The organism is Stenotrophomonas indicatrix, assembly GCF_002750975.1.
Taxonomy (GTDB): Bacteria; Pseudomonadota; Gammaproteobacteria; order Xanthomonadales; family Xanthomonadaceae; genus Stenotrophomonas; species Stenotrophomonas indicatrix.
Window position 1 is genome coordinate 617,774 of the sequence record NZ_PEJS01000001.1, and the last position, 23,135, is coordinate 640,908.

General features: G+C 66.6%; 27 protein-coding genes and 1 tRNA gene. 19 read left to right on the top strand and 9 right to left on the bottom strand.

The window, feature by feature from the left end:
- The first annotated feature begins 3 nt into the window (after positions 1-3).
- The 3 genes from CR918_RS02840 (at position 4) to CR918_RS02850 (ending at position 1,461) form a co-directional block, all read left to right on the top strand.
- Positions 4-324 carry a YbaB/EbfC family nucleoid-associated protein gene (locus tag CR918_RS02840; RefSeq protein ID WP_025879376.1) on the top strand — a complete coding sequence of 107 codons (321 nt, stop codon included), beginning with the start codon at positions 4-6 and terminating at the stop codon, positions 322-324.
- A gap of 111 nt (positions 325-435) precedes the next feature.
- Entirely contained in the window at positions 436-1,035 is a 600-nt protein-coding gene (gene recR / locus CR918_RS02845; RefSeq protein WP_025879377.1) for a recombination mediator RecR, read from the top strand.
- Between the two features lie 66 nt (positions 1,036-1,101).
- A complete protein-coding gene (locus CR918_RS02850) occupies positions 1,102-1,461 on the top strand; it encodes a histidine triad nucleotide-binding protein (RefSeq protein WP_032977365.1) in 360 nt (119 codons plus the stop codon).
- Positions 1,462-1,582: 121 nt separating this feature from the next.
- Here the strand turns inward: CR918_RS02850 and CR918_RS02855 are convergent, their stop codons facing one another.
- From CR918_RS02855 to CR918_RS02870, 4 genes are read right to left on the bottom strand one after another with little or no spacing between them, the layout of a single operon-like run.
- Complete coding sequence (locus CR918_RS02855) at positions 1,583-2,110, bottom strand: Slp family lipoprotein (RefSeq protein WP_025879379.1); 528 nt, start codon at positions 2,108-2,110, stop codon at positions 1,583-1,585.
- Entirely contained in the window at positions 2,107-4,056 is a 1,950-nt protein-coding gene (locus tag CR918_RS02860; RefSeq protein ID WP_099841992.1) for a transglutaminase TgpA family protein, read from the bottom strand. Before CR918_RS02860 ends, CR918_RS02855 begins: the two co-directional genes overlap by 4 nt.
- Positions 4,049-4,993, bottom strand: a complete 945-nt coding sequence (locus CR918_RS02865) for a DUF58 domain-containing protein (protein WP_099841993.1) — start codon at positions 4,991-4,993, stop codon at positions 4,049-4,051. The genes CR918_RS02860 and CR918_RS02865 overlap by 8 nt, the downstream gene beginning before the upstream one ends.
- A 2-nt stretch (positions 4,994-4,995) precedes the next feature.
- On the bottom strand, positions 4,996-5,949 hold the full coding sequence (locus CR918_RS02870) for an AAA family ATPase (RefSeq protein WP_059063237.1): 954 nt from the start codon (positions 5,947-5,949) through the stop codon (positions 4,996-4,998).
- 44 nt (positions 5,950-5,993) lie between these two features.
- Here CR918_RS02870 and CR918_RS02875 point away from each other — a divergent pair, with 44 nt between their 5' ends.
- Entirely contained in the window at positions 5,994-7,835 is a 1,842-nt protein-coding gene (locus tag CR918_RS02875) for an ArnT family glycosyltransferase (protein ID WP_099841994.1), read from the top strand.
- Between the two features lie 75 nt (positions 7,836-7,910).
- Here CR918_RS02875 and CR918_RS02880 read toward each other — a convergent pair whose 3' ends face one another.
- Entirely contained in the window at positions 7,911-8,483 is a 573-nt protein-coding gene (locus tag CR918_RS02880; protein ID WP_099841995.1) for a Maf family protein, read from the bottom strand.
- A 113-nt stretch (positions 8,484-8,596) separates the two neighbouring features.
- Here CR918_RS02880 and CR918_RS02885 point away from each other — a divergent pair, with 113 nt between their 5' ends.
- From CR918_RS02885 to CR918_RS02950, 14 genes are all read left to right on the top strand, one after another.
- Entirely contained in the window at positions 8,597-9,106 is a 510-nt protein-coding gene (locus CR918_RS02885; protein ID WP_025879385.1) for a YceD family protein, read from the top strand.
- A gap of 107 nt (positions 9,107-9,213) precedes the next feature.
- Complete coding sequence (gene rpmF / locus CR918_RS02890) at positions 9,214-9,408, top strand: 50S ribosomal protein L32 (RefSeq protein ID WP_025879386.1); 195 nt, start codon at positions 9,214-9,216, stop codon at positions 9,406-9,408.
- A 91-nt stretch (positions 9,409-9,499) separates the two neighbouring features.
- On the top strand, positions 9,500-10,477 hold the full coding sequence (locus tag CR918_RS02895) for a beta-ketoacyl-ACP synthase III (RefSeq protein ID WP_025879387.1): 978 nt from the start codon (positions 9,500-9,502) through the stop codon (positions 10,475-10,477).
- Positions 10,478-10,550: 73 nt separating this feature from the next.
- Positions 10,551-11,333, top strand: a complete 783-nt coding sequence (locus CR918_RS02900; protein WP_032977357.1) for a BUD32 family EKC/KEOPS complex subunit — start codon at positions 10,551-10,553, stop codon at positions 11,331-11,333.
- A 92-nt stretch (positions 11,334-11,425) separates the two neighbouring features.
- Complete coding sequence (fabD, locus tag CR918_RS02905; protein ID WP_025874079.1) at positions 11,426-12,370, top strand: ACP S-malonyltransferase; 945 nt, start codon at positions 11,426-11,428, stop codon at positions 12,368-12,370.
- An 82-nt stretch (positions 12,371-12,452) separates the two neighbouring features.
- Positions 12,453-13,196, top strand: coding sequence for a 3-oxoacyl-ACP reductase FabG (gene fabG, locus CR918_RS02910; RefSeq protein ID WP_025874078.1), 744 nt, complete (start codon positions 12,453-12,455; stop codon positions 13,194-13,196).
- A 152-nt stretch (positions 13,197-13,348) separates the two neighbouring features.
- Positions 13,349-13,588: an acyl carrier protein gene (gene acpP, locus CR918_RS02915; protein WP_099841996.1), complete on the top strand. Its 240-nt coding sequence runs from the start codon at positions 13,349-13,351 to the stop codon at positions 13,586-13,588.
- 145 nt (positions 13,589-13,733) lie between these two features.
- Positions 13,734-14,996, top strand: coding sequence for a beta-ketoacyl-ACP synthase II (gene fabF / locus CR918_RS02920; RefSeq protein WP_025874076.1), 1,263 nt, complete (start codon positions 13,734-13,736; stop codon positions 14,994-14,996).
- A 92-nt stretch (positions 14,997-15,088) separates the two neighbouring features.
- The gene (locus CR918_RS02925) at positions 15,089-16,453 is read left to right on the top strand and encodes an aminodeoxychorismate synthase component I (protein ID WP_099841997.1); all 1,365 of its coding nucleotides are present in this window, start codon (positions 15,089-15,091) and stop codon (positions 16,451-16,453) included.
- A gap of 209 nt (positions 16,454-16,662) precedes the next feature.
- Positions 16,663-17,724 carry an endolytic transglycosylase MltG gene (mltG, locus tag CR918_RS02930; protein WP_099841998.1) on the top strand — a complete coding sequence of 354 codons (1,062 nt, stop codon included), beginning with the start codon at positions 16,663-16,665 and terminating at the stop codon, positions 17,722-17,724.
- Positions 17,721-18,386: a dTMP kinase gene (tmk, locus tag CR918_RS02935; protein ID WP_049467276.1), complete on the top strand. Its 666-nt coding sequence runs from the start codon at positions 17,721-17,723 to the stop codon at positions 18,384-18,386. The genes mltG and tmk overlap by 4 nt, the downstream gene beginning before the upstream one ends.
- Complete coding sequence (locus CR918_RS02940) at positions 18,383-19,339, top strand: DNA polymerase III subunit delta' (protein ID WP_099841999.1); 957 nt, start codon at positions 18,383-18,385, stop codon at positions 19,337-19,339. Before tmk ends, CR918_RS02940 begins: the two co-directional genes overlap by 4 nt.
- Positions 19,336-19,689 carry a PilZ domain-containing protein gene (locus CR918_RS02945; protein ID WP_025874071.1) on the top strand — a complete coding sequence of 118 codons (354 nt, stop codon included), beginning with the start codon at positions 19,336-19,338 and terminating at the stop codon, positions 19,687-19,689. Before CR918_RS02940 ends, CR918_RS02945 begins: the two co-directional genes overlap by 4 nt.
- Before the next feature lie 133 nt (positions 19,690-19,822).
- Positions 19,823-19,897: transfer RNA gene (locus CR918_RS02950), tRNA-Val, on the top strand.
- A gap of 54 nt (positions 19,898-19,951) precedes the next feature.
- On the opposite strand, the gene CR918_RS02955 is transcribed toward CR918_RS02950, so the two are convergent.
- Positions 19,952-20,380 carry a hypothetical protein gene (locus CR918_RS02955; RefSeq protein WP_099783038.1) on the bottom strand — a complete coding sequence of 143 codons (429 nt, stop codon included), beginning with the start codon at positions 20,378-20,380 and terminating at the stop codon, positions 19,952-19,954.
- A 560-nt stretch (positions 20,381-20,940) separates the two neighbouring features.
- Here CR918_RS02955 and CR918_RS02960 point away from each other — a divergent pair.
- Entirely contained in the window at positions 20,941-21,321 is a 381-nt protein-coding gene (locus CR918_RS02960; RefSeq protein ID WP_099842000.1) for a tautomerase family protein, read from the top strand.
- An 82-nt stretch (positions 21,322-21,403) separates the two neighbouring features.
- Here CR918_RS02960 and CR918_RS02965 read toward each other — a convergent pair whose 3' ends face one another.
- The 3 genes from CR918_RS02965 to CR918_RS02975 are packed head-to-tail and all read right to left on the bottom strand — an operon-like array spanning position 21,404 to position 23,134.
- Entirely contained in the window at positions 21,404-22,477 is a 1,074-nt protein-coding gene (locus tag CR918_RS02965; protein WP_099842001.1) for a phage late control D family protein, read from the bottom strand.
- On the bottom strand, positions 22,468-22,683 hold the full coding sequence (locus CR918_RS02970; RefSeq protein ID WP_099842002.1) for a tail protein X: 216 nt from the start codon (positions 22,681-22,683) through the stop codon (positions 22,468-22,470). Before CR918_RS02970 ends, CR918_RS02965 begins: the two co-directional genes overlap by 10 nt.
- On the bottom strand, positions 22,667-23,134 hold the full coding sequence (locus tag CR918_RS02975; RefSeq protein WP_099842003.1) for a phage tail protein: 468 nt from the start codon (positions 23,132-23,134) through the stop codon (positions 22,667-22,669). The genes CR918_RS02970 and CR918_RS02975 overlap by 17 nt, the downstream gene beginning before the upstream one ends.
- Between the last annotated feature and the right edge of the window lies 1 nt (position 23,135).

The following is a 23,135-nucleotide window of genomic DNA, read 5'->3' on the forward strand; positions in this document are numbered from 1 at the left end:
GACATGCGCGGCAATATCGCCCAACTGATGCAGCAGGCCCAGAAGATGCAGGAAAACCTGCAGAAGGCCCAGGAAGAAATCGCCAAGATCGAAGTGACCGGCAGCGCCGGTGGCGGCATGGTCAGCGTTACCCTGACCGGCGCCAAGGAGTGCCGCAAGGTACGCATCGATCCGTCGCTGGCCAGCGATCCGGAAATGCTGGAAGACCTGATCGCCGCCGCCTTCAACGACGCGTCGAACAAGATCGACGCCGAGTCGAAGTCGAAGATGGGTTCGGCCACTGCCGGCATGCAGCTGCCGCCGGGCATGAAGATGCCGTTCTGATGTCCGGGCTGGCACCCGCACTGCCGGGTGCCATGCACTGTGTAGCGTCGAGCGTGCTCGATTGCCCGCAATTTCCAGTCGAGCACGCTCGGCTCTACAGAACACGCCGCCGTGTCCGCACCCCTGCTTGAACAACTGATCGATGCACTGCGGGTGTTGCCTGGCGTAGGCCAGAAGACGGCGCAGCGCATGGCTTACCACCTGCTCGAACGCGAGCGCGAAGGTGGCAAACGCCTTGCCGAGACGCTGGCGCAGGCGGTTGAACGCATCGGTCACTGTGCGCAGTGCCGCGACTTCAGCGAAACCGAGCTGTGCCCGACCTGCGCCAATGGCAGCCGCGAGCGCAGCCAGCTGTGCGTGGTGGAATCGCCGGCTGACCGCCTGGCGATCGAGAACGCCACCGGCTATCGCGGCGTTTACTTCGTGCTGCAGGGGCGCCTGTCGCCGCTGGATGGCATCGGCCCGCGCGAGCTGGGTCTGGAGCAGCTGGAACAGCGCCTGGCCGAGGCGGAGGTGCAGGAACTGATCATTGCCACCAGCGCCACCGTCGAAGGCGAAGCTACCGCGCACTATCTCGCGCAGCTGGCGCGCGCCCGCCAGGTGCGGCCGAGTCGACTGGCCCAGGGCCTGCCCCTCGGTGGTGAGCTGGAGTATGTCGATCGCGGCACGCTGTCGCACGCGTTCGGCACCCGTAGCGAAGTGCGCGATTGAGTCGATGCCGGGCATGCCCCGGCGTTACCGGCCTACAATGCGGAAAACACCCCGCCGAGGCCGACCATGAGCAGCGAAACCCTCTTCAGCAAGATCATCCGTCGCGAGATCCCGGCCACCATCGTCTATGAAGACGACGACGTGCTGGCGTTCAAGGACATCGCGCCGCAGGCGCCGGTGCACGTGCTGTTCATTCCGAAGAACGAGATCATTCCGACCCTGGATGACCTGCAGCCGTCGCAGGCGCACCTGATCGGCAAGCTGGCGCTGGCCGCCGCCGAGTACGCGCGTCGGGAAGGTTTCGCGCAGGACGGCTACCGCATCGTGATGAACTGCCGCGAAGATGCCGGGCAGACCGTGTTCCATATCCACATGCATCTGCTGGCTGGCGCGCCGCTGGGCCACTTCGGTACACCAGGGCGTTGAGGCGGCCATCCACGCATGGCGTGGATCTACTGTTGTTGGTGCGCTGTCGATCCACGCCATGCGTGGATGAAAAAAGGCCGCCCGATGGGCGGCCTTGTGCATCATGCTTACCGGGCCTGGACTACCACCAGCCCCAGCCGCGGTAACCGCCCCAGTACGGGCCATACGGGCCCGGGCCCCACGGTCCGTAGGGGTAGGGCACCACATCGACCTGGCGCTGCTCCGGCCACAGGTAGATCACGTCGGCAGACAGCTTCGGCAGCCGGTAGTCGTAATCGCCGATACGGGTGTTGGCGTAGCCATCGATCTTGCCGATGAAGGTCACGTCGCGGCCGGCTTCGAACACGGCCGGATCGTAGAAGCCGGCGCGGCAGGCGATGAAGCGGCCGTCGCTGGCGTCGGAAGAGGTGGTGTTCGGGCGGCCACTGCCGTTGAGCGGGCGCGAGATGATCTGGAAACAGGTCTCGCCCTGGCCGGGCTTGGTTTCGATGATCCGGCCACCCCAGCGCACCGGCGTGCCGACCTGCTGGGTGGCAACCGAGTCGCGCGGGGAAACCAGGCTGAACTGTCCCTGCAGCGGCTTGGGGGCCGTGGCGCAGGCCGACAAGGCCAGGGCGGCCACGGCGGTGAGGAGGAACTTGGTATTCATGGGGAGGCTCCGGAAGTCGGGCGATGCCTGCGCAGGTCCCGCAATAATGGGGCGAGCTCGGTACAAGTGCCAGCGTAGCGTGCATCAGCGAAACGCTGGCTGAGTGTGATGAGGGCCGGGTCGGGGCGCTGTGCGTGGATCCGGCGGGCCCAGTGCAGGGCCGGTTCGTGCGGTTCGCGGCCCAGACCCAGCCGCGCATAGCGCTGCCCCAGCCGGTGCCAGGCGCGCAGCAGCGGGTCACGCTCGCGTTCGCCACGGGCCAGCAGCCACGCCATCCACGCCAGCGCCAGCAACGCGGCCGTCACGAAGCCGGCCAGCAGCTGTCCAGGGCCGAGGTCGTCCAGCCCGAACGGTTGCAGCAACTGCTGCTGGCGGCGCGCGTCGAAGGACAGCACCAGTTCGTTCCAGCCCCTGCGCATCCAGTCGCCGACCTGGCCCAGCTGCAGCCAGCGGTGCTGCAGGCCGGTATCGGCCCCGGCCTGCAGGCGGTCGTCGAGCGTGTCCAGGATGCGCTCGGGTGCTACTGCCGCTGTCGGATCGATGCGTACCCAGCCGCGTTGCGGCAGCCATACCTCAGCCCAGGCGTGGGCGTCCATCCGCCGCAGCACCCAGTAGTCGCCGATCCGGTTGCGCGTGCCGCCGGCGAACCCGGTGACCACCCGCGCGGGAATGCCGGCATTGCGCATCAGCACCACGAAGGCAGAGCTGAAATGCTGGCAGTAGCCGGCCTTGTAGTCGAACAGGAATGCATCGACCGGATCACGCCCGGCGGCCGGTGTTTCAAGCGTGTACGAGAAGTCCGCGGTGATCCACGCCAGGGCGCGACGGACCACGGCGTCGTCATCGTTTCCCGCTTCCTGCCGCCACTGTCGGGCCAGGTTTGCCGTGCGTGGGTTGAAGCCTTCGGGCAACTGCAGCGCAGCGCGACGCTGGTACGACGACAGCGTGGCATCGAAGCGCTGCGGCGGAGCCGAGTGCAGGCGCCACCGGCTCAGTGCGGACAATGCGCGGTCGCTGCTCAGGCTCAGGGCTGCATCCAGCCGGCTGCCCTCTGGTGCGGCAGTAGGGAGATCCAGCGCGACCAGCTGGCGACGGTCGGTGGGTTCGTAATCGATCTGATAGTCCCAGCCCTCCGTGCCGTGTTCCACGATGGCTGGCGGCAGACCTTCGGTACGGCGGTCGCGTCGCCAGACATGCCCATCGAACTGGGTCAGTACCGGCCCGCGCCAGTAGCGCTGTGCCGGCGCTGGAACCGCGCCGAAGAACTGCGCCCGCAGGGCCGGGGTGTCGTCGGCCATCAGGTCCAGCCACTTGTCCGGCTCCATCGTGTCCGACAGCCCCGGTGTGCCGACGGCGCGTTCGGGAATGCCCCACAGCGGCGTGGCCAACCGCGGGAACAGCCAGAAGCAGGCCAGCGCCAGCGGCAGGCCGATCAGCAGTAGGCGACCGACACCACGCAGCTGCGTGGTCAGCGGCGGCGGCGCACTGCGGCCTTCACCCTGCGCCAAGCGCTGCAGCGCAATCAGGGCGCTGACGCCGGCCAGCACGGCGAGCACGGTGGTCAGCGGCCCCTGGTCGAGCAGGAAGGCAGCAAACGGTGAAAACAGGGCAAAGCCGAGCAGGCTGCGTGCATCGCGCAGCGTGCGCAGCTCGCTTGACTTGATGGCCAGCATCGCCGCCAGCAGCGCGCAACCGGTATCCCGGCCGGGGCGCACTGCCCCCATCTGCCAGACGATGGCAGCAAGCATGCCCAGCACCAACAGTACCCGCACCGGCATCGGCAGCACGCCGCGCTGTGACAGTGCTGCGGTGACGAGCGCCGCCACGGCGATCAACGCGGCCAATGCGGTGGGCAGCTGCAGCAGCAGCGGCAACAAGGCCAGTGCGGCGCTGGCCAGCGTCCACGTGCGGGTGTTGCGGTCCAGCAGCAGGGTAGGCTCAGTCATGGGGAAGCAATGCCAGCGCGCGCAGGCACAGATGGTGGTGGCCGGCGCCCTGGCCGGGGCCAAGCGGTGGCTGCATCGGCAGCAGCAGCGTGTAGCGACGGCCTTCGCGCTCGGCGCTGTCCACCCAGCGTGCCAGCCGCGCGATGCGGGCCTCCTGGCCCAAGGGGGCCAGCGCGCGCCAGTCCAGCACGACCTCGATGCCTATCGGTTTTTCATACTCGCGTACCAGCAGCGTGTCGCGGCGCGCCGAGTGTTTCCAGGCAATGCTGCGGGGTGGATCCCCGGCACGATACGGGCGCAGCTGATGCAGTTCCTCGCCGTTGGCATGGGCGCGGGTGTGCAGAGGATCGCTGCCCTGCTGTGGCAACGGCGGTGCCTTCGCTTCGGCCAGCGGGTAGACCAGCAGGGGTTCTTCAGGCCACACCCATGACCACGCCCTGACCAGGCCAAGCGGCTGGGTGCTGGACAGGCGGATGCGTGGCAGTTCCAGCCAGCCACGGCGTTCGCTGGGTACTTCCAGCGCGGCTTCGCCGCGGCCGTGCGCGGGCAGGTCGAGCCACACCTCGCTGTCGCCCAGTTGCAGGTGCAGGCCATGGCGCGCTCGCGGGTCGCGCAGCGACAGGTCCACGCGCAGGCGCAGCGGTTGCCCGGCCGGCACCGGCTCGGCGGAGATCGCATCGATCTGTACGCCCGACAGCTGCAGGTGTGCGGCGATGGTGCTGGCGATCGCGGCTGCGGCCAGCAGCAGCGCCAGCAACAGGGCCGGATTGTTGTTGTAATTCAGCGCGCCCAGCAGCATCGCGACCAGCAGGCAGGCCACAAACAGGCCGAAGCGGGTGGGCAGCACATAGATGCGCCGGCGGTCCAGCCGCTGCGGTAACGACTCGGGCGTACGCGGGCGTGCCATCTGCAGCAGTCGCCGGGCATGCGATGCCATCTTCAATCGACCGCGACGGTCTGCAGGATCGCCCGTGCCAGCGCCGGCCCTGTGCTGGACTCGGCTTCGCCCACCAGGCGATGGCCCGCCACCGCCACGAACAGGGTCTGCACGTCTTCGGGCACGACGTGGCCACGGCCGAGCAGCAGCGCATGTGCCCTGGCGGCACGCAGCAGGGCCAGGCCGGCGCGCGGCGACAATCCCACGCGTACGCCGGCGTGCTGGCGGCTGCGGGTCAGCAGAGCCTGCACGTAGTCCACCAGCGCATCGCTGACATGCACCTGGCCGACCGCTTCGCGCAGCGTGCGGACCTGGTTGTCGTCCAGCTGCGGCAGCGCGCGGGCGATCAGGTCGCGACGATCGCTGCCACGCAGCAGTTCACGCTCGGCCTGCGCGCTGGGATAGCCCATCGCCAGCCGCAGCAGGAACCGATCCAGTTGCGAGTCGGGCAACGGGAAGGTGCCCGACAGATCCACCGGGTTCTGCGTAGCGATCACGAAGAACGGATCGGGCAGGGCATGTGTCTGACCGTCGAGGGTGACCTGCTGCTCGGCCATCGCTTCCAGCAGGGCGCTCTGCGTGCGCGGCGGCGCCCGGTTGATCTCGTCGGCCAGCAGCACGTGGGTGAACACCGGCCCGGGATGGAACTGGAACTGGCGGCTGCCGGCGTCATACACCGATACGCCGAGCACGTCGGCAGGCAGCAGGTCGGAGGTGAACTGCACGCGCTGGAAGCTCAGCCCCAGGCTGCTGGCCAAGGCATGGGCCAAAGTGGTCTTGCCGAGACCAGGCAGGTCTTCGATCAGCAGATGGCCGCCAGAGAGCAGGGCCACGAAGGCCAACCGCACCTCATGCACCTTGCCCAGCACCAGCGCGTTGACCTGGTCCTGCGCATTGCGCAGGGACTGACGCAGTTGATCGGTTAGCATGCTGGGCATGGGGGACGAAGCTGTCATGGTCGTCTCAAGTTCGGTAACCGGTCGATTCTATCCATACATCAATGCAGGGCGAACAGCGCGCACGTACGATTTTTCTCTGGTTATGGACGCTCGTCACAGCGGCCAAGCTGGTCGTGGCCGCACGCCTGCCGTTGTTCGTCGATGAGGCGTTCTACTGGCAGGAAGGCCAGCATCTGGCTGCGGCCTATTCGGATCTGCCGGGGCTGACGGCCTGGTTGACCCGGTTGGGTGTGGAGCTTGGCGGCCAGCATGTGCTTGCGCTGCGCCTGCCGTTCCTGGCCATCGGCGCACTGCTGCCGCTGCTGGTATCGCGCATCGCAGCGCGCTGGTTCGGCAATGTTGCCGGTTGGCAGGCTGGCAGCTTGACGCTGCTGATGCCCTTGTCGGCCACGCTGGGCCTGCTGGCTGTGCCCGATGTGCCGATGGCGCTGGCGGCCGTGCTGTGCCTGGACGCCGGCGCACGCCTGCTGCGCAACGTCGACGCTTCCTCGGCAGTGAAGCTGGCGCTGGGCCTGCTGATCGGTGCGCTCAGCCACTATCGCTTCATCGGTGTGATCGGCGTCGGCTTCATTGCCCTGCTGGCGCTGCCGCAGGGCCGGCGCATGCTGGCCGATCCGCGCGTCTGGGTGGCCCTGGCCGTTGGCGTAGTGGCATGGCTGCCGCTGTTGGCCTGGAATGCCGACAATCACGATGCCGGACTGAAGTTCCAGGTGGTCGAGCGTCATCCGTGGGCGTTCGAGTGGCGCGGCCTGTGGTTCCTGGTGATCCAGCCGATGCTGGTGACGCCCATCCTCTGCATCGCGATGTGGAAAGCTGCACTGGCCGGCACCCGCAGCGGCGGCGGCGCGCGCGTGCAGTGGCGCTATTTCGGCCTGGTCGGCGGCGTATCGACACTGGGTATCTTCGCGCTGGGCTTCTTCACCGACGTCGAGCGCATCAGCTTCCATTGGCCGCTGCCGGGCTACCTGGCCCTGCTGGTGGCGGTGCCGGTGATCCTCAACGGCTGGCCCCGCTGGTTGCGGCGTACCGGCTGGTGGCTGGCCGGTCTGGGCATGGTACTGGCCTTCGGCTATTACCTGATGGCGTCCTCGTCATCGCTGCGCGAGCAGTTGGCCGGCGACAAGTACTACCCGCGCAACTTTGCCGGCTGGCAGCCGCTGGCTGCTGCGGTCCGCGAAGAACTGCAGCAGATGCCGGAAGGCAGCCGCGTGCTGGCCGGCAACTTCAAGGTGGGCGCCGAACTGGGCTTCCAGTTGGGCCGTGGTGACATCGACGTGCTGCCGCATCCGCTCAATGACAAGCACGGCCGTACCGCGCAGTTGGCGCAATGGAACCAGTTGCATGAAGGCGAGCGCGACGTGCCGATGCTGCTGGTGCTGTCGCCCAGCGATCAGCGTTTCCGCGATCTGCTCGCCCGCTATCACGCCATCTGTGAACAGGTAGGGCCGCTGCCGCCGCCACGCGTGGTCAGCAACGATCACGGATTCCAGCGCTTTCTGCTGTTCCGCCTGCCGGTGCAGCGCGCGCAGGGCGCGTGCGTGACACCTGCGCTGGCCTACCTGGACTCGCCGGCCAATGCTGAGAAGGTGTCGGGCACGTTGGCGGTGAAGGGCTGGGCGTTCAAGGAAGGCGTCGGTCTGCTGCGTGTCGAAGTGTTGGTGGATGGGCGTTCGATCGGTGATGCACGCTATGGCCGCGAGCACGATATCCGCTCATTCTGGTCCGATTCCAATGACCCGCAGCATCCACGGGTCGGCTTTGATGCCGAAGTGGATACCACCACGCTGACGCCTGGCCGACATTGGCTGGGCCTGCGCCTGCACGGTCGCGATGGCAGCGTGGAGCAGTGGCAGGAGCAGCCCTTCGTGGTTGAAAAGCGCTGAGGCCTCGTGCCCCCTGTGAGGGGCCTGCACTCGGCTCGACGCATGGCTTGGCCCTGTACTTGCGGGCGGGCAACTTTACGGCACCGCGAATCCGGCCCTGCGCAGCAATCCGCACAGTGCGATCAGCGGCAGCCCGATCAGCGCCGTGGGGTCTCGGTTGTCGATGGCCTCGAACAGGCTGATGCCCAGGCCTTCGCACTTGAAGCTGCCGGCGCAGTCCAGTGGCTGCTCGATGGCCACGTAGCGGGCGATCTCCGGCGCCTGCAGCGCGCGGAAGCGCACCTGGGTCGTATCCATTGCCGAAAGTGATTCTCCGTATCGGATGAGACTGATGGCCGTGTGGAAGCGCACCGTCTGCCCGGACATTGCCGCCAGCTGCGCGCAGGCCGCCTCGACCGTGCCCGGCTTGCCCAGCGGCTGACCGTTCAGGTCCGCCACCTGGTCCGAGCCGATCACCCAGCTGCCGGGGTGGCGGGCGGCCACCTCGGCCGCCTTCGCGCTGGCCAGGCGTGCCGCCAGCGCCAGCGGCGCCTCGTCGGCCTCCGCAGTCTCATCCACCTGCGGGCGTGCGCAGTCGAAGGGCAACCCCAGCCGTTCCAGCAGGTCGCGGCGGTAGCGGGAGGTGGAGGCCAGGACCAAGGCAGGCATGCAGGAATTCCGGGGGCGGGGCGCGGCAGTCTGGCCCGCTACCGCCAGCCACAGCAAGCCTTCATGGCAGTCATTTGACACGCGACCTGCCGATCCTTAATATTCGGCGGCTTATGTCCGCGAACGTACCCGAAACGCTGGATGCCTGGCGGATGGTCGTAGCGCGAAGGCGCTTCGACGGTCAGGTTCCCCTGGCTGAATTGACTCGCCTGCAGGGGCTTGTCGCAGATACCGAAGGTGAGTGTAATTACTCGCTCGAATTCGGTCGCGACGAGATCTTGCGGGTATCCTATGTGGAACTGACCATCGATACCGCGTTGCCGCTGACCTGTCAGCGCAGCATGCAGCGTTTCCTGCTGCCGGTGAAGATGACCCAGAGGCTTGGCCTGATCCGCGAGGAAGACGAGGAATCGTCTTTGCCGGAGGAGTACGAGCCGTTGCTGGTGCCGGAAGATGGCCAGCTGCGTCCGTTGGACCTGGTCGAGGACGAGTTGGTGCTGGCGGTGCCGGTGGTACCCCTGTCGCCGTACGGTGAGGCAGTCGACAAGGACTGGGCGCCGACCGAAGAAGAAATTGAAAAGGCCAATCCGTTCGCGGCGTTGGCTGCATTGAAGAAACAATAGCAGCCGGTTGTCGTCGGCGGCTGCGGCGAAAGCGAAAAGTGTGCTGGACGCTGGCGTCCTGTGCGACGAAACGACGAAGCAAAACGAACCGAGTTTGGAGCAATCCCATGGCTGTCCAGAAATCCCGTGTTACCCCGTCCCGTCGCGGCCAGCGTCGTTCGCATGACGCCCTGAGCGCCAAGCAGCTGTCGACCGACCCGACCACCGGCGAAGTGCATCTGCGTCACCACATCACTGCTGACGGTTTCTACCGCGGCAAGAAGGTCATCCAGACCAAGTCTTCGGCTGTCCAGGAAGACTGATGTGCCGGAAGGTCGCTGCCCGCTGGGCAGCGGCCTTCGCCTTCTTTCCCGGGCACGCCGGTGAACGGCGGCTCGTGCAACAGGAAACATGATGAGCAAGCGGATCTATTCGAGGATCGCGGGCACCGGCAGCTATTTGCCGGAAAAAGTCCTGACCAACGCCGACCTGGAAAAAATGGTCGAGACCTCGGACGAGTGGATCCAGACGCGCACCGGTATCCGTGAACGGCACATCGCTGCCGAAGGCGAAACCACCAGCGATCTCGGCTACCAGGCCGCGCTGCGTGCGATCGAAGCCGCTGGTATCGACGCTTCGCAGCTCGACATGATCGTGGTCGGTACGACCACTCCTGATCTGATCTTTCCCTCCACCGCGTGCCTGATCCAGGCCAAGCTCGGTGTGAGCGGCTGTCCCGCTTTCGACGTCAACGCGGCCTGTTCGGGCTTCGTGTTCGCGCTCAGCGTGGCTGACAAATTCATCCGCTCCGGTGATGCCCGCCATGTGCTGGTGATCGGCACGGAAACCCTGACCCGCATTGTCGATTGGGAAGACCGCACCACCTGCGTGCTGTTCGGTGATGGCGCGGGCGCCGTCGTGCTCAAGGCCGACGAAGAAACCGGCATCCTCAGCACCCACCTGCATTCGGATGGCAGCAAGAAAGAGCTGCTGTGGAATCCGGTCGGCGTCTCGGTCGGTTTCGGTGAAGGCAACAACGGTGGCGGCACCATCAACATGAAGGGCAACGACGTGTTCAAGTACGCCGTCAAGGCGCTGGACTCGGTCGTGGACGAAACCCTGGATGCCAACGGCCTGACCAAGTCCGACCTGGACTGGCTGATCCCGCACCAGGCCAACCTGCGCATCATCGAAGCCACTGCCAAGCGGCTGGAGATGTCGATGGACCAGGTCGTGGTCACTGTCGACAAGCATGGCAACACCTCGTCGGCCTCGGTGCCGCTGGCCCTGGATGCTGCTGTTCGTTCCGGCAGGGTCGAGCGCGGCCAGCTGTTGCTGCTGGAAGCGTTCGGCGGTGGCTTCACGTGGGGTTCGGCACTGCTGCGCTATTGATAGTGCCAGTTACGACAACGTGAAACCGTCGTTACGGCCCCTCTGGGGCCGTAATGCGTTAAAGGAGACTGTCATGGTTGAGCCCATCGTCATCGAAGGGCAGCGCGCCTGGCTGAAGCAGTACGGCGAAGGAAGCCGAGCGGTGGCCCTGGGCCTGCTCAATTTTGTTGCCCGCCGGTTCCATCTCGATGCCCTGCGCCCGCCGCCGCACCGCGGTGGCGACGCCGCGCGCGAAACCGAGGCCCGCCGGCTGGCGGAACTGCAGGCGCAGGGCGTGAACGTGCCCGCGGTGATCGGCAGCGGCCATGCCGCGCTGGTGATCGGCGACAACGGCAGCTCGTTCAATACCTGCCTGCGCGAAGCCGACGATGCAGGCCGCGATCGCCTCGTGGCCGCGGCAATGCAGGCCATCGCCGAAGCACACGCACGTGGCGCCTATTTCGGCCAGCCGTTGCCGCGCAACCTCACCTGGGATGGCCAGAACGTCGGTTTCATCGACTTCGAAGAAGATCCGCTGGAAGTCATGGATCTGGCCGAAGCGCAGGCGCGTGACTGGCTGATGTTCGGCTACGGCGTGGCCAAGTACTACGCTGACCGCCCCGAAAGCCTGCAGGCGATGATGGCCGAGGCGATGAACGGGGTGCAGGCACCGGTACGCGCGCATGTGCACGCCGTCAGCGGCCGTCTGCAGCGCTTGGCGCGGGTGTGCATGAAGCTGGGGCGCTCGGCGCGTGCGCTGGCCCACTCCATCTTCATCACCCATGGCGCCACCACGCTGGGCCTGCTGATGGTGGTCGGCCTGTGCATGGACTGGTTTGCCGACGGCGAGCTGGACATCCTGCAGCTGCTCTGCTGATCGCGGTCCGCCGTGCATACGCGCACGTACAGACGACACGGCATGTTCCCCCTTATCATGGCCCGCTTCGATTGCAACAAGCGGATGACCGCGTGACCGTATCCACCCTCGCTTTTGTCTTCCCCGGTCAGGGCTCGCAGTCTGTGGGCATGCTGGCCGAGCTGGCCGAACTGCACCCGCAGGTGCGTGAGGCCTTCACCGAGGCATCCGATGGTGCCGGCGTTGACCTGTGGGCGTTGTCCCAGGGCGGCCCGGAGGAAATGCTCAACCGTACCGAATACACCCAGCCGGCCCTGCTGGCCGCCAGCATCGGCGCGTGGCGCGCCTGGAACGCCGTGGGCGGTCCGCGTCCGTCGGTTCTGGCGGGCCACAGCCTGGGTGAGTACACCGCCCTGGTCGCCGCTGGCGCCCTCAGCCTGCACGACGGTGCGCACCTGGTGCGCCTGCGCGGCCAGCTGATGCAGGACGCCGCACCGGCGGGTGTCGGCGCGATGGCCGCCGTGCTCGGCGCTGAAGATCAGCTGGTGCTGGACGTCTGCGCGGAAGCTGCCGGCAGCCAGGTGGTCGTTCCGGCCAACTTCAACTCGCCGGGCCAGATCGTGATCGGCGGCGACGCTGCCGCGGTCGACCGCGCGCTGGCGCTGCTGGCCGAGAAGGGCGTGCGCAAGGCGGTCAAGCTGGCCGTCAGCGTGCCCTCGCACACCCCGCTGATGCGCGAAGCCGCCAACCGTCTGGCCGAAGTGATGGCCGGCCTGTCCTGGCAGCTGCCGCAGCTGCCGGTGGTGCAGAACGTCGACGCCAAGGTGCACGACGGTGTGGACGCGATCCGCGCCGCGCTGGTGCAGCAGCTGTACCAGCCCGTGCAGTGGACCGGCTGCGTGCAGGCGCTGGCCGCCCGTGGCGTCACCCGGATCGCCGAATGCGGCCCGGGCAAGGTGCTGACCGGTCTGGTCAAGCGCATCGACAAGGCCATCGACGGCCGTTCCCTGGCCACCCCGGGCGACTTCGAAACCGCCCGCGAGACGTGGTCGGCCTGATTGCCCCTGTTCCTGCCGACCGTGCCGGTGGCCGCTGCAAGCGGCGCGGGTGCGGCGGCCGCCCCAGCCTGAGGAAAACATCATGAGCAAGCCCCTGCAGGGTGAAATCGCACTGGTTACCGGTGCCAGCCGTGGCATTGGTGCCGCCATCGCCGATCTGCTGGCCGCCCAGGGCGCCACCGTCATCGGCACCGCCACCACCGATTCCGGCGCCGCCGCGATCGGCGAGCGCCTGGCTGCCCACGGCGGTCACGGCCGCGCGCTGAACGTCACCGACGCCGCTGCGCTCGATGCCGTGCTTGACGGTATCGCCAAGGAATTCGGCCCGATCTCGATCCTGGTCAACAACGCCGGCATCACCCGCGACAACCTGCTGATGCGCATGAAGGAAGACGATTGGGCGTCGATCATCGACACCAACCTGACCAGCGTGTTCCGTACCAGCAAGGCCGTCATGCGCGGCATGATGAAGGCGCGCAAGGGCCGCATCATCAACATCGCCTCGGTGGTGGGCGTGACCGGCAACGCCGGCCAGGCCAACTATGCCGCCGCCAAGGCCGGCATCATCGGTTTCTCCAAGTCGCTGGCCAAGGAAATCGGCTCGCGCGGGGTCACCGTCAACGTGGTCGCGCCGGGCTTCATCGACACCGACATGACCAAGGCGCTGCCGGAAGAAGCGCGTACAGCGCTGATCGGCGACATCGCCCTCGAACGCCTGGGTTCGCCGGAGGACATCGCCCATGCGGTGGCCTTCCTGGCCAGCCCGGCTGCCGGCTACATCACCGGCGAAACTCTCCATGTGAACGGCGGCATGTACATGCCGTAAGCAAGGGGCGCAGGGATCGCGCCGCAAGTGGTTGATCTGCGAGGATTTTTGCTGCAATGCAAGGTCGCGCCGGTTTCCACTACACTATCCCACGGCCATCGCCTTTGATGGCGACCACTTTTGAACCACTACTCCATCTGGAGCGATATCCCATGAGCACCATCGAAGAACGCGTCAAGAAAATCGTCATCGAACAGCTTGGCGTCAAGGAAGAAGAAGTCACCAACAGCGCATCGTTCGTCGATGACCTGGGCGCTGACTCGCTGGACACCGTCGAGCTGGTGATGGCGCTGGAAGAAGAATTCGAGTGCGAGATCCCGGACGAAGAAGCCGAGAAGATCGGCACCGTGCAGGCTGCGATCACCTACATCACGGCCCACGTCAAGGCCTGATGCAGGACGTCAGTGCGCGTGCGGGCGTTGAGTCCGGCGCGCACGACACCCCATGGGGCCGCTGTTTGCGGCCCCGTGTGTTTGCGCACCACACCGAAGTAAACCGCGTTACCCGCAAAGAACGTTCGGGTCAGGAGAATCAGCAATGAAGCGTCGCGTCGTCGTAACCGGCCTGGGTATGGTCTCGCCGTTGGGCAATGATCTGGCCAGCAGCTGGGAAGGCATCACCCACGGTCGTTCGGGCATCGGTCCGCTGACCAACGTTTCTGATGCCTACCTGGAACGGTTCACCACCAAGATCGCAGGTGAGGTCAAAGGCTTTGACATCACCGCCGACAACGAACTGTTCGGCAAGTACCGGGTCAGCGGCAAGGATGCCAAGAAGATGGACCCGTTCATCCATTACGGCCTCGGTGCCGCCTTCATGGCCCTGCATGATTCGGGCCTGGAGATCACCGACGCCAATGCCGACCGCATCGGCGCCATCGTTGGCGCTGGCATCGGCGGCCTGCTCGGCATCGAAGAGCAGACCATCGAATTCCACGAAGGGAAGAAGATCTCTCCCTTCTACGTGCCCAAGACCATCATCAACATGCTGCCGGGCCAGCTGAGCATCATCAGCGGCCTGAAGGGCCCGTCGTTCTCGGCGGTCTCGGCGTGCGCCACCTCCAACCATTCCATCGGCACCGCCATGCGCATGATCCAGTACGGCGATGCGGACGTGATGGTGGCCGGCGGTGCAGAGCGCGGCTCCTCGCCGACGGCGCTGGGCGGCTTCTGCGCGATGAAGGCGATGAGCACCCGCAACGATGCTCCGGAACAGGCCTCGCGCCCGTGGGACAAGGATCGTGACGGCTTCGTGCTGGGCGACGGCGCCGGCATCCTGATCCTGGAAGAGTACGAGCACGCCAAGGCGCGTGGCGCGAAGATCTATTGCGAGCTGGCCGGTTTCGGCGCCAGCTCCGACGCGTACCACATGACCGCGCCGAGCGAGAACGGCGAAGGCGCTGCGCGCTGCATGACCATGGCCATGAAGGACGCCGGTGTCACCCCGGAACAGGTCGGCTACCTCAACGCACATGGCACCTCGACCCCGCTGGGCGACCTCGGTGAGACCATGGCGATGAAGACCGCCTTCGGCGACCACGCCTACAAGATGATGGTCAGCTCCACCAAGTCGATGACCGGCCACCTGCTCGGCGCTGCCGGCGGCGTGGAAGCGATCTTCTCGGTGCTGGCAATGCGCGACAACGTGATTCCGCCGACCATCAACCTGCAGCAGCCGGGCGAAGGCTGCGACCTGGACTACGTGCCCAACGAAGCACGCCAGGCCAAGGTCGACGTGGTGATGTCGAATGGTTTTGGTTTTGGCGGCACCAACGGCACGCTGATCTTCAAGCGCGTCTGATCGCACCGGTAGGGTCGAGCCATGCTCGGCTCCGCCAACCACGAGGCCGCCGCAAGGCGGCTTCCGTGTATCCGTCTCCCGAACTGGCTGCCATGACCCACGCCCCGCTGATCCACCCGCTGCCGCACCCGATCGACCTGCTGGCCCTGCAGCAGCGCGACCCGGCGCGTTTCCCGCTGCTGATGGAGTCCACCGCCTCGGGCACTGCGCAGGGCCGCTGGAGCCTGCTGCTGGCCGCGCAGGGCGATACGCTGCAGCTGGACGCCGATGGCCAGGTGCGCGACCAGCACGGCGCGGTGCAGCCCGGCAGCTTCCTGCAGGCGCTGGACCACGCATGGCAGGCACAGCGATTGCCGCACGGCGGCGGCCACGCGCTGCCGTTCCGCGGTGGCTGGGCGCTGATGCTCGATTACGAAGTGGCCAGCCAGGTCGAGCCGGTGCTGCCGGCGCGCGCGCGCGATGACGGCCGGCCGACCGCACTTGCCCTGCGCTGCCCGGCCGCCGTGCTGCATGACCACCAGGCCGACGCCAGCTTCCTCATTGCCGAAGCGGGCGAGCAAGCACTGCTGGACTCGCTGGTCACGCTGGTAGCGGGTGAACTGCCGCCGGCCGGGCAGGGCTGGCAGCCGCCGCAGTCGGTCAGCGAAGACGAGCCACAGCGCTTCACCGAGGGTGTGCGCCGGGTGATCGACTACCTGCGCGCCGGCGACGTGTTCCAGGTGAACTTGTCGCGGCGCTGGAGCGCGCACTTCGCAGCACCGGTCAGCCCGCAGGCGCTGTACGCGCAGCTGCGGCGGGCCAATCCGGCGCCGTTTGCCGGCTTGTTCAGTGCGCACGGCCGGCATGTGGTCAGCTCGTCGCCGGAACGGCTGGTGTCGGTGCATGGCGGCCACGCGCAGACCCGCCCGATCGCCGGCACCCGTCCGCGCTTCGAGGGCGACGACGATGCCGCGCGCATCCAGGAACTGGTCGGCCATCCCAAGGAGCGCGCCGAGCACGTGATGCTGATCGACCTGGAGCGCAACGATCTGGGCCGCATCTGCCTGCCCGGCACGGTCGTGGTGGACGAGCTGATGACCGTGGAAAGCTACGCCCACGTGCACCACATCGTCAGCAACGTCAGCGGCCAGCTGCGCGCGGACGTCACCCCGGGCGAGGTGATCGCCGCGACCTTCCCCGGCGGCACCATCACCGGCTGCCCGAAGGTGCGCTGCATGCAGATCATCAGCGAACTGGAGCAGGTGCCACGCGGCGCGTACACCGGTGCGTTCGGCTGGCTGAACCGCGATGGCGACCTGGACCTGAACATCCTGATCCGCACCGCCGAGGTGGACGGCAACGAGGTCAGCTTCCGCACCGGAGCCGGCATCGTGGTCGATTCGGACCCGGACAAGGAACTGGACGAAACCCGGGCCAAGGCCCGCGGCCTGCTGCGGGCGCTGGGGCAGCAGGGTTGATCGATTGCCGCCGCCGGGCATGGCTTGTGGGTGCCGACCGTTGGTCGGCACGGATGCCCCCATGGCCGTTCATCCACGCATGGCGTGGATCTACTGGAGATGGCGGGTGGGTGCCGACCGTTGCTCGGCACGGACGCGTGCCCCCGGTCATGACCCCGCCCCACCGGGCACGGTATCCTGCACGACGGAATCGAGTTCAGAGGTAGTCCATGGCGGGAGCCAAGCGCGGGTGTCTGTTGGTGGTAACGCTGCTGCTGGTGCTGGCCGCCATCGTGGCCGGCGCGGGCGCGTGGTTCTTCTACAAGCAGAGCCAGTTTGCCGACGTGCCGTTGACCCCCAGTGCGGACAGCGTGGTCATCGCCAGCGGCGATGGCATGAACAGCGTGCTGCGCAAGCTGCGCGAGGCCGGCGTGGACGAGGGCCAGGACACCCAATGGCAGCTGCTGGCCCGCCAGCTGGACGCCGCCGGCAAGCTGAAGGTGGGCGAGTACGCGCTGAGCAAGGACCTGACCCCGCGCGAGCTGCTGCTGCGCATGCGCGCGGGCAAGGTGCTGCAGCACCGCGTCACCATCATCGAAGGCTGGAACATCCGCCAGCTGCGCGCCGCGCTCAAACGCGCCGATCCGCTGCTGCACACTACCGACACCCTCGATGACGCAGCGCTGATGGATCGCCTCGGTTTCGCCGGCCAGCATCCGGAAGGCCGGTTCCTGCCGGAAACCTACGTCTACCAGCGCGGCGACAGCGACCTGGACGTGCTCAAGCGTGCCCACGGCGCGATGGAGAAGGCGCTGGACGAAGCCTGGGAAAGCCGTGCGCCGGACCTGCCGATCAACACGCCCTACGAGCTGCTGACGCTGGCGTCGATCATCGAAAAGGAAACCGCGCTGGCCAGCGAGCGACCGCAGATTGCCGGCGTGTTCATGCGCCGCCTGAAGATCGGCATGCGCCTGCAGACCGATCCGACCGTGATCTACGGCATCGGCGCGGCGTACGACGGCAACATCCGCCGCCGCGACCTGACCACCGATACGCCCTACAACACCTACACCCGCTCTGGCCTGACCCCGACCCCGATCGCCATGCCCAGCCGCGATGCGCTGATGGCCGCTGCACAACCGGCACCGGGCGATGCGCTGTACTTCGTCGCGGTGGGCGATGGCAGTGGCGCACACGTGTTCTCGCCCAGCCTGGACAAACACAACGCCGCCGTAGCCCGCTACCTGCAGCAGCTGCGCCAGCAACGCACCCAGGAGACTCCGGCGCAATGAGTTCCGCGCTGCTTCGCCATCCCCGTTTCGTCAGCCTGGAAGGCGGCGAGGGCGCGGGCAAGACCACCGCCATCAACGCCATCCGCGAGTGCCTGCGCCGCCACGGCCATGAGGTCGTGTTGACCCGCGAGCCCGGTGGCACGCCGCTGGCCGAGCGCATCCGCGGCCTGGTGCTGAAGCCCGATGCCGAGATTGCTGCCGAGCCGCTCAGTGCCGAGGCTGAGCTGCTGCTGGTGTTCGCCGCGCGCGCGCAGCATGTGCGCCAGGTGATCCAGCCGGCGCTGCAGCGCGGCGCCTACGTGCTCAGCGATCGTTTCACCGATTCCAGCTATGCCTACCAGGGCGGCGGTCGCGGCCTCGACCCGCAGTGGATCGCCGACCTGGAGCGCCGCGCCGTGGGCCTGCTGCCCGGTTTGACCCTGTTGTTGGACGTGGACGTGGCCGTCGGCCGCGCGCGTGCCAACGGCCGCGACCTGTGGCCGGACCGCATCGAAAGCGAGCAGGACGATTTTTTCCAGCGCGTGCGCGAAGTGTTCCGCAGCCGTGCGCAGCAGGACCCGCAGCGTTTCGCGCTGGTTGATGCAGGCCAGGTGCAGGAGCGCGTGGCCGCCGATGTGGTTGCACGTGTCGAGCGCTGGCTGCAGCAAGGGGAGGGCGCATGAGTACGTTCTCGCCCTGGCAGCAGCGCGCGTTCGACCAGACCGTGGCCGCACTGGATGCAGATCGGCTGGGCCATGGCCTGCTGATCTGTGGCCCGGCCGGGCTGGGCAAGCGCGAAGTGGCCCTGGCGCTGGCCGACCACGTGCTGGCACGCGGGGATGCCTCGCATGCCACCCGCACCCGGCAGCTGATTGCCGCCGGCACGCATCCCGACCTGCAGCTGATCAGCTTCATTCCGAACAAGAGTGGCGACAAGCTGCGCACCGAGATCGTGATCGAGCAGGTGCGCGAGATCAGCAACAAGCTGGCGCTGACCCCGCAGTACGGCGTGGCGCAGGTGGTGATCGTCGACCCGGCCGATGCCATCAACCGTTCGGCCGCCAATGCGCTGCTGAAGACCCTGGAAGAACCGCAACCCGGGCGTTACCTGTGGTTGATCAGCAGTGACCCGGCGCGCCTGCCGCAGACCGTGCGCAGCCGCTGCCAGCGCCTGGAATTCAAGCTGCCGCCGCACGAGGAAGCGCTGGCCTGGCTGCAGCAGCAGGGCCACAGCGAAGCGGCCGCGCATGAGGCACTGGATGCAGCACGCGGCCATCCCGGGCAGGCCGACAACTGGCTGCGCGAAGATGGCCTGAGCCTGCGTCGCGAGGTCGGCCGCGAGCTGGAACAGCTGGCCGCCGGCAAGACCGGCGCAGTGGAGCTGGCGCAGAAGTGGTGCGCCGATGACAACGCGGCGCTGCGCCTGCGCTTCGCCGCCGACCTGGCGCTGGCCCAGGCCAGCACCGATGCCTTGACCACGCCGGAGCGATTGCACAAGCTTGCAGCCTGGTTCGATGCGGCCAACCGCACCCGCGACCTGCTGCGCACCACCGTGCGCGCAGACCTTGCGGTGGTCGAGTTGCTGCTGGCCTGGAACAAGGTGAACGAGCGGCCTGCCGCAAGGGGAAATCGATGAGTGCCAGCAACGCCCGCCAGGGCATCCTGTCCCTGGCAGTGAAGGACAAGGCCGCGCTGTACAGCGCGTACATGCCGTTCGTGAAGAATGGCGGCATCTTCGTGCCCACGCCCAAGCGTTATTTCCTGGGCGATGAGGTATTCCTGCTGCTGACCCTGCCCGATTCCAGCGAGCGCCTGCCGGTGGCCGGCAAGGTGATCTGGGTGACTCCGGCCGGTGCGCAGGGCAACCGCACCGCCGGCATCGGCGTGCAGCTGGCCGATGGCCAGGAAGGCGAGACGGTGCGCCACAAGATCGAAACGATCCTGGCCGGCCTGACCGGTTCGGACAAGCCGACGCATACGATGTGAGGTTGCGGATTGGCCTGCCCGGTGGGGCCGGGCCATGCCCGGTTGATCGGGGAATTGGGCCGGGAAAACAGGATGTGAAAAGGTGTTGACGCCCTGAAAAACCGCCCTATAATGAGCGGCTCAGCAACACACCGGGCGGTTAGCTCAGCGGTAGAGCATTGCCTTCACACGGCAAGGGTCACAGGTTCGATCCCTGTACCGCCCACCATGTTGCAGAACGAAAAAAGCCTCCAGCGATGGGGGCTTTTTTGTTGCCCGTGATTTACCCGGGCTTGTTTGCCACCGCTGTGATCGCATCGCCGAGACCTGTCTGCGCGGCATGCGCGATCTGGCGCGCGGCCAGCAGCAGACCATTTCGATGGAAGTCGCCGATCTGCCCGTCGGTACTTCCGTCCACGCGTGCGCGCTCTGCCGCGTGCAGAAGATCGAGCACGGCGGTCAGTGCGGACAGTGAACGGCCGAGGGAGGCGAGGGTCTGTGCGTTGAGCATCTGCGTGGTGCACGGCTGGCCGTCTTCGCCCTCTCCCCTGCGGATCGCATCCAGGAAGGTGAAGAACATCGGCTGCGCGGGAGGGAACTGCTGCTCCTTCAGTGCGCACTCGATCTCGCGTGCGAGGTCTTCGGGAACATTGCTGGCGATGTCGCCGATCAGAGCGTGCAGGCGCGGAATGAGGACGGTGTTGTTGGTCATGGTGGAACCCTCACTGGCATAGGGCCACCTTCCAAAGAGAAGGTGGCGGACGGTGCGGGTTGGCGTGCCAAGGCAGAAAAGCTCACTGGGAGAAAAGGCCTGGCGGATCTTGCGATCCCCACACACCGCCCGCCATTGAAGGCAGTCGGTGCATTCTCATTGCTGCGATAGAAATCGCAGCATCCAGTGAGCCTGTTCGTTTATTCGAGACGCCAATCCCGGCCAAGGCAACCTGCCTCGGCCCGGCGATCATCGAGTCGAACAATCACACTGGTCTGTAAGGAAATTTCGCAACTGCACCCGGGCGTACCGCGAGTTCCCCGATCTGTGCGGGACAGCACCCGCACGCCGTGCAGCGCATCACTGATGGCGTCATTCACCGACCGCGCTGACCCTGCGCCTGGCGTCACCCTGCATGCACGAACGTGGCGATCACGTCACTCCGCGCGGCGCATGCCATCGATGGAAGCAGAGGGTTCCATCCATGCGCTGTCCCGCCGCCCTCGGCGGGCGTAATCTCGGCCCATTGCCGCGTCCCCTCCCATCCCTGGAGTGCCACCATGCCGCTCGCCCGTATCGATCTTCGCAAAGGTAAATCCGTCGAGTATCGCCAGCGTGTCGGCGAAGCAATCTACCAGGCCATGCGCGCCGTCGGCGTGCCGGAAGACGATCGCTTCCAGATCTTCCAGGAGCACGACGCCGGCACGCTCGTGTTCGACCCGGGTTATCTCGGCATCGCCCGCACCGATGATTTCATCTGCATCCAGATCACCTGGAACGAAGGGCGCACGCTGGAGCAGAAGAAGGCGCTGTATGCCGGTATTGCCGATGGACTGCACGCGGCGGTGGGGATCCGCCGCGAGGATGTGTTCATCAATCTGGTGGAAGTGAAGAAGGAGAACTGGTCGTTCGGTAATGGCCAAGCGCAGTACGTGAGCTGATGCGCGAAGAGCATCCACGCATGGCGTGGATCTACTGCGGGCAGCGCAGGGGCTAGGAGGCCAGTCCACGCATGGCGTGGATCTACACTTCGCTGCCCACCTGCGGGGTCTGCTTGACCGCTGCGCTGCTGGCCGCCTTCACCGATTCGGCGCTGTTGGGTTGCTCGCATTCGATGCTGGTGCGATAGCCGTCGCTGCCGATGCTGTGTTCGGCGCGCTTGACCAGCCACTCGCCATCCACGCCATCGCGAAAGCCCTGCATGATCACCGTGGCCTCGGCCATCAGCGTCTCGCGGCCTGGAAGGCTGTAGCTCAGCGTACGCGTCTGCCGCGCCTGCTCGCGGTGCTTGGCGCGCGCTGCGGCTTCGGCGGTTTCGCGGTCGGCATAGGCCATGCGCAGGCGCACGATCGGTTCGCCGCTGCCCACCTTCACCTCCTGGCGCTGCGCGCCACGCACATCGCGGTAGTAGGCGATGGTGGTGCCGGCATCGTCGCGGGCGGCGATGGTGACGCGGTAGCTGCTGCCATCGGCCGGCGTGAGGGTCACCTCCGGAATGCGCTCGCCACTGGCGGTGGTCGATTCGCCACGTTTGACCAGCATCAGCCGGCCGCCGCCCGGTTTGGCGATGGCGTCGTGCTGTTTGGCCAAGCGCAGCAGCAGGTTCATGTCCGACTCCTGCGATTGCACCGTCAGCGGCAGCACGATGGATGCCAGCGACGCACTTACCGCAGCGATCAGGCCGTGTTCGGCGGCCATCCGCTTGACCATGTCGCCAATCGTCGTGCCTTTTTTCCACGTGCGCGTTTTCTGCGTCTGCAGATCGTTCTTGCCGCCTTTGCTGGTTTCAAACGGCGCGGCACGTGCGCGCAGAGTCATGCTGCCGGGGTAGCCTGAAATCTCCACCTCGTCGCAGACGTACAGGCCCATGCGCCGCACTTCGCCGTCGTAGCCGATGAAGGCCTCCAGCTCCGCGCCCACCGGTGGCAGCTGGATCGGATCGTTCGGATCGTGGTCGGCCAACTGCAGCTCCAACGTGTCCGAGCTGTTGCCGGTCTCGTCGGTGATGCGCAGTGACTTGAAGCGCGACATGATCTTGTCGGTGATGTCCTGGCTGTTGGCCACCACGCGGAACGCAGGTGCGATGTTCAATCCCATAGCGATACTCCCTTGCGTTCCTTGGCGGGGCGCTGCACGTCCGGCAGGACAATCGCCACGCCGGCAGTGAGCACCGGGCCGCGCGCGGCCAGGCCGGGGTTGGCATCGAACACCGCGCGCAGGATCGCCGGCGATTGCTCGCCATAGTGCGCGTAGGCAACGCGGTCGACGACATCGCCATCGCGGGTGTTATACGTTCGTGCCATCGCTGTGCTTCCGGAGAGTGAGTGTGAAGTCCTGCTTCTGGATCTGGCTGTCGACGGTGAATTCGCTGGAGGTGACGTCGATTTTCTCGATGACCCACAGACCCAGGTTGCCGCCCTTGCCGGTCAGCAGACGCTGCGGTTTTCCCTGGCTGGCCAGCTTGCGCAGTTGCGACATCTCGTTGCCGGCGCCACGGAACAGCGGGTAGACAACGCCTGGCAGTGTCATTGTGGCCGAGCCCGGGCCGGTGTACTGCAGTGCAGGCATCTGCCCGACGCGATCCTGGGCCTGCCAGCGGAAATCGTTGGACTGCTGGATCTGCTGGAACACGGCCGTGTTGAAGCTGAACTTGAAGCCGCCCAGCATCAGCAGCACCGGCGCGTTGCCGGAATCATTGCCCTTGAATTGCGACAGCAGCTTGTCCACTGCGCCGGTTACGAACTCGCGCTTCATG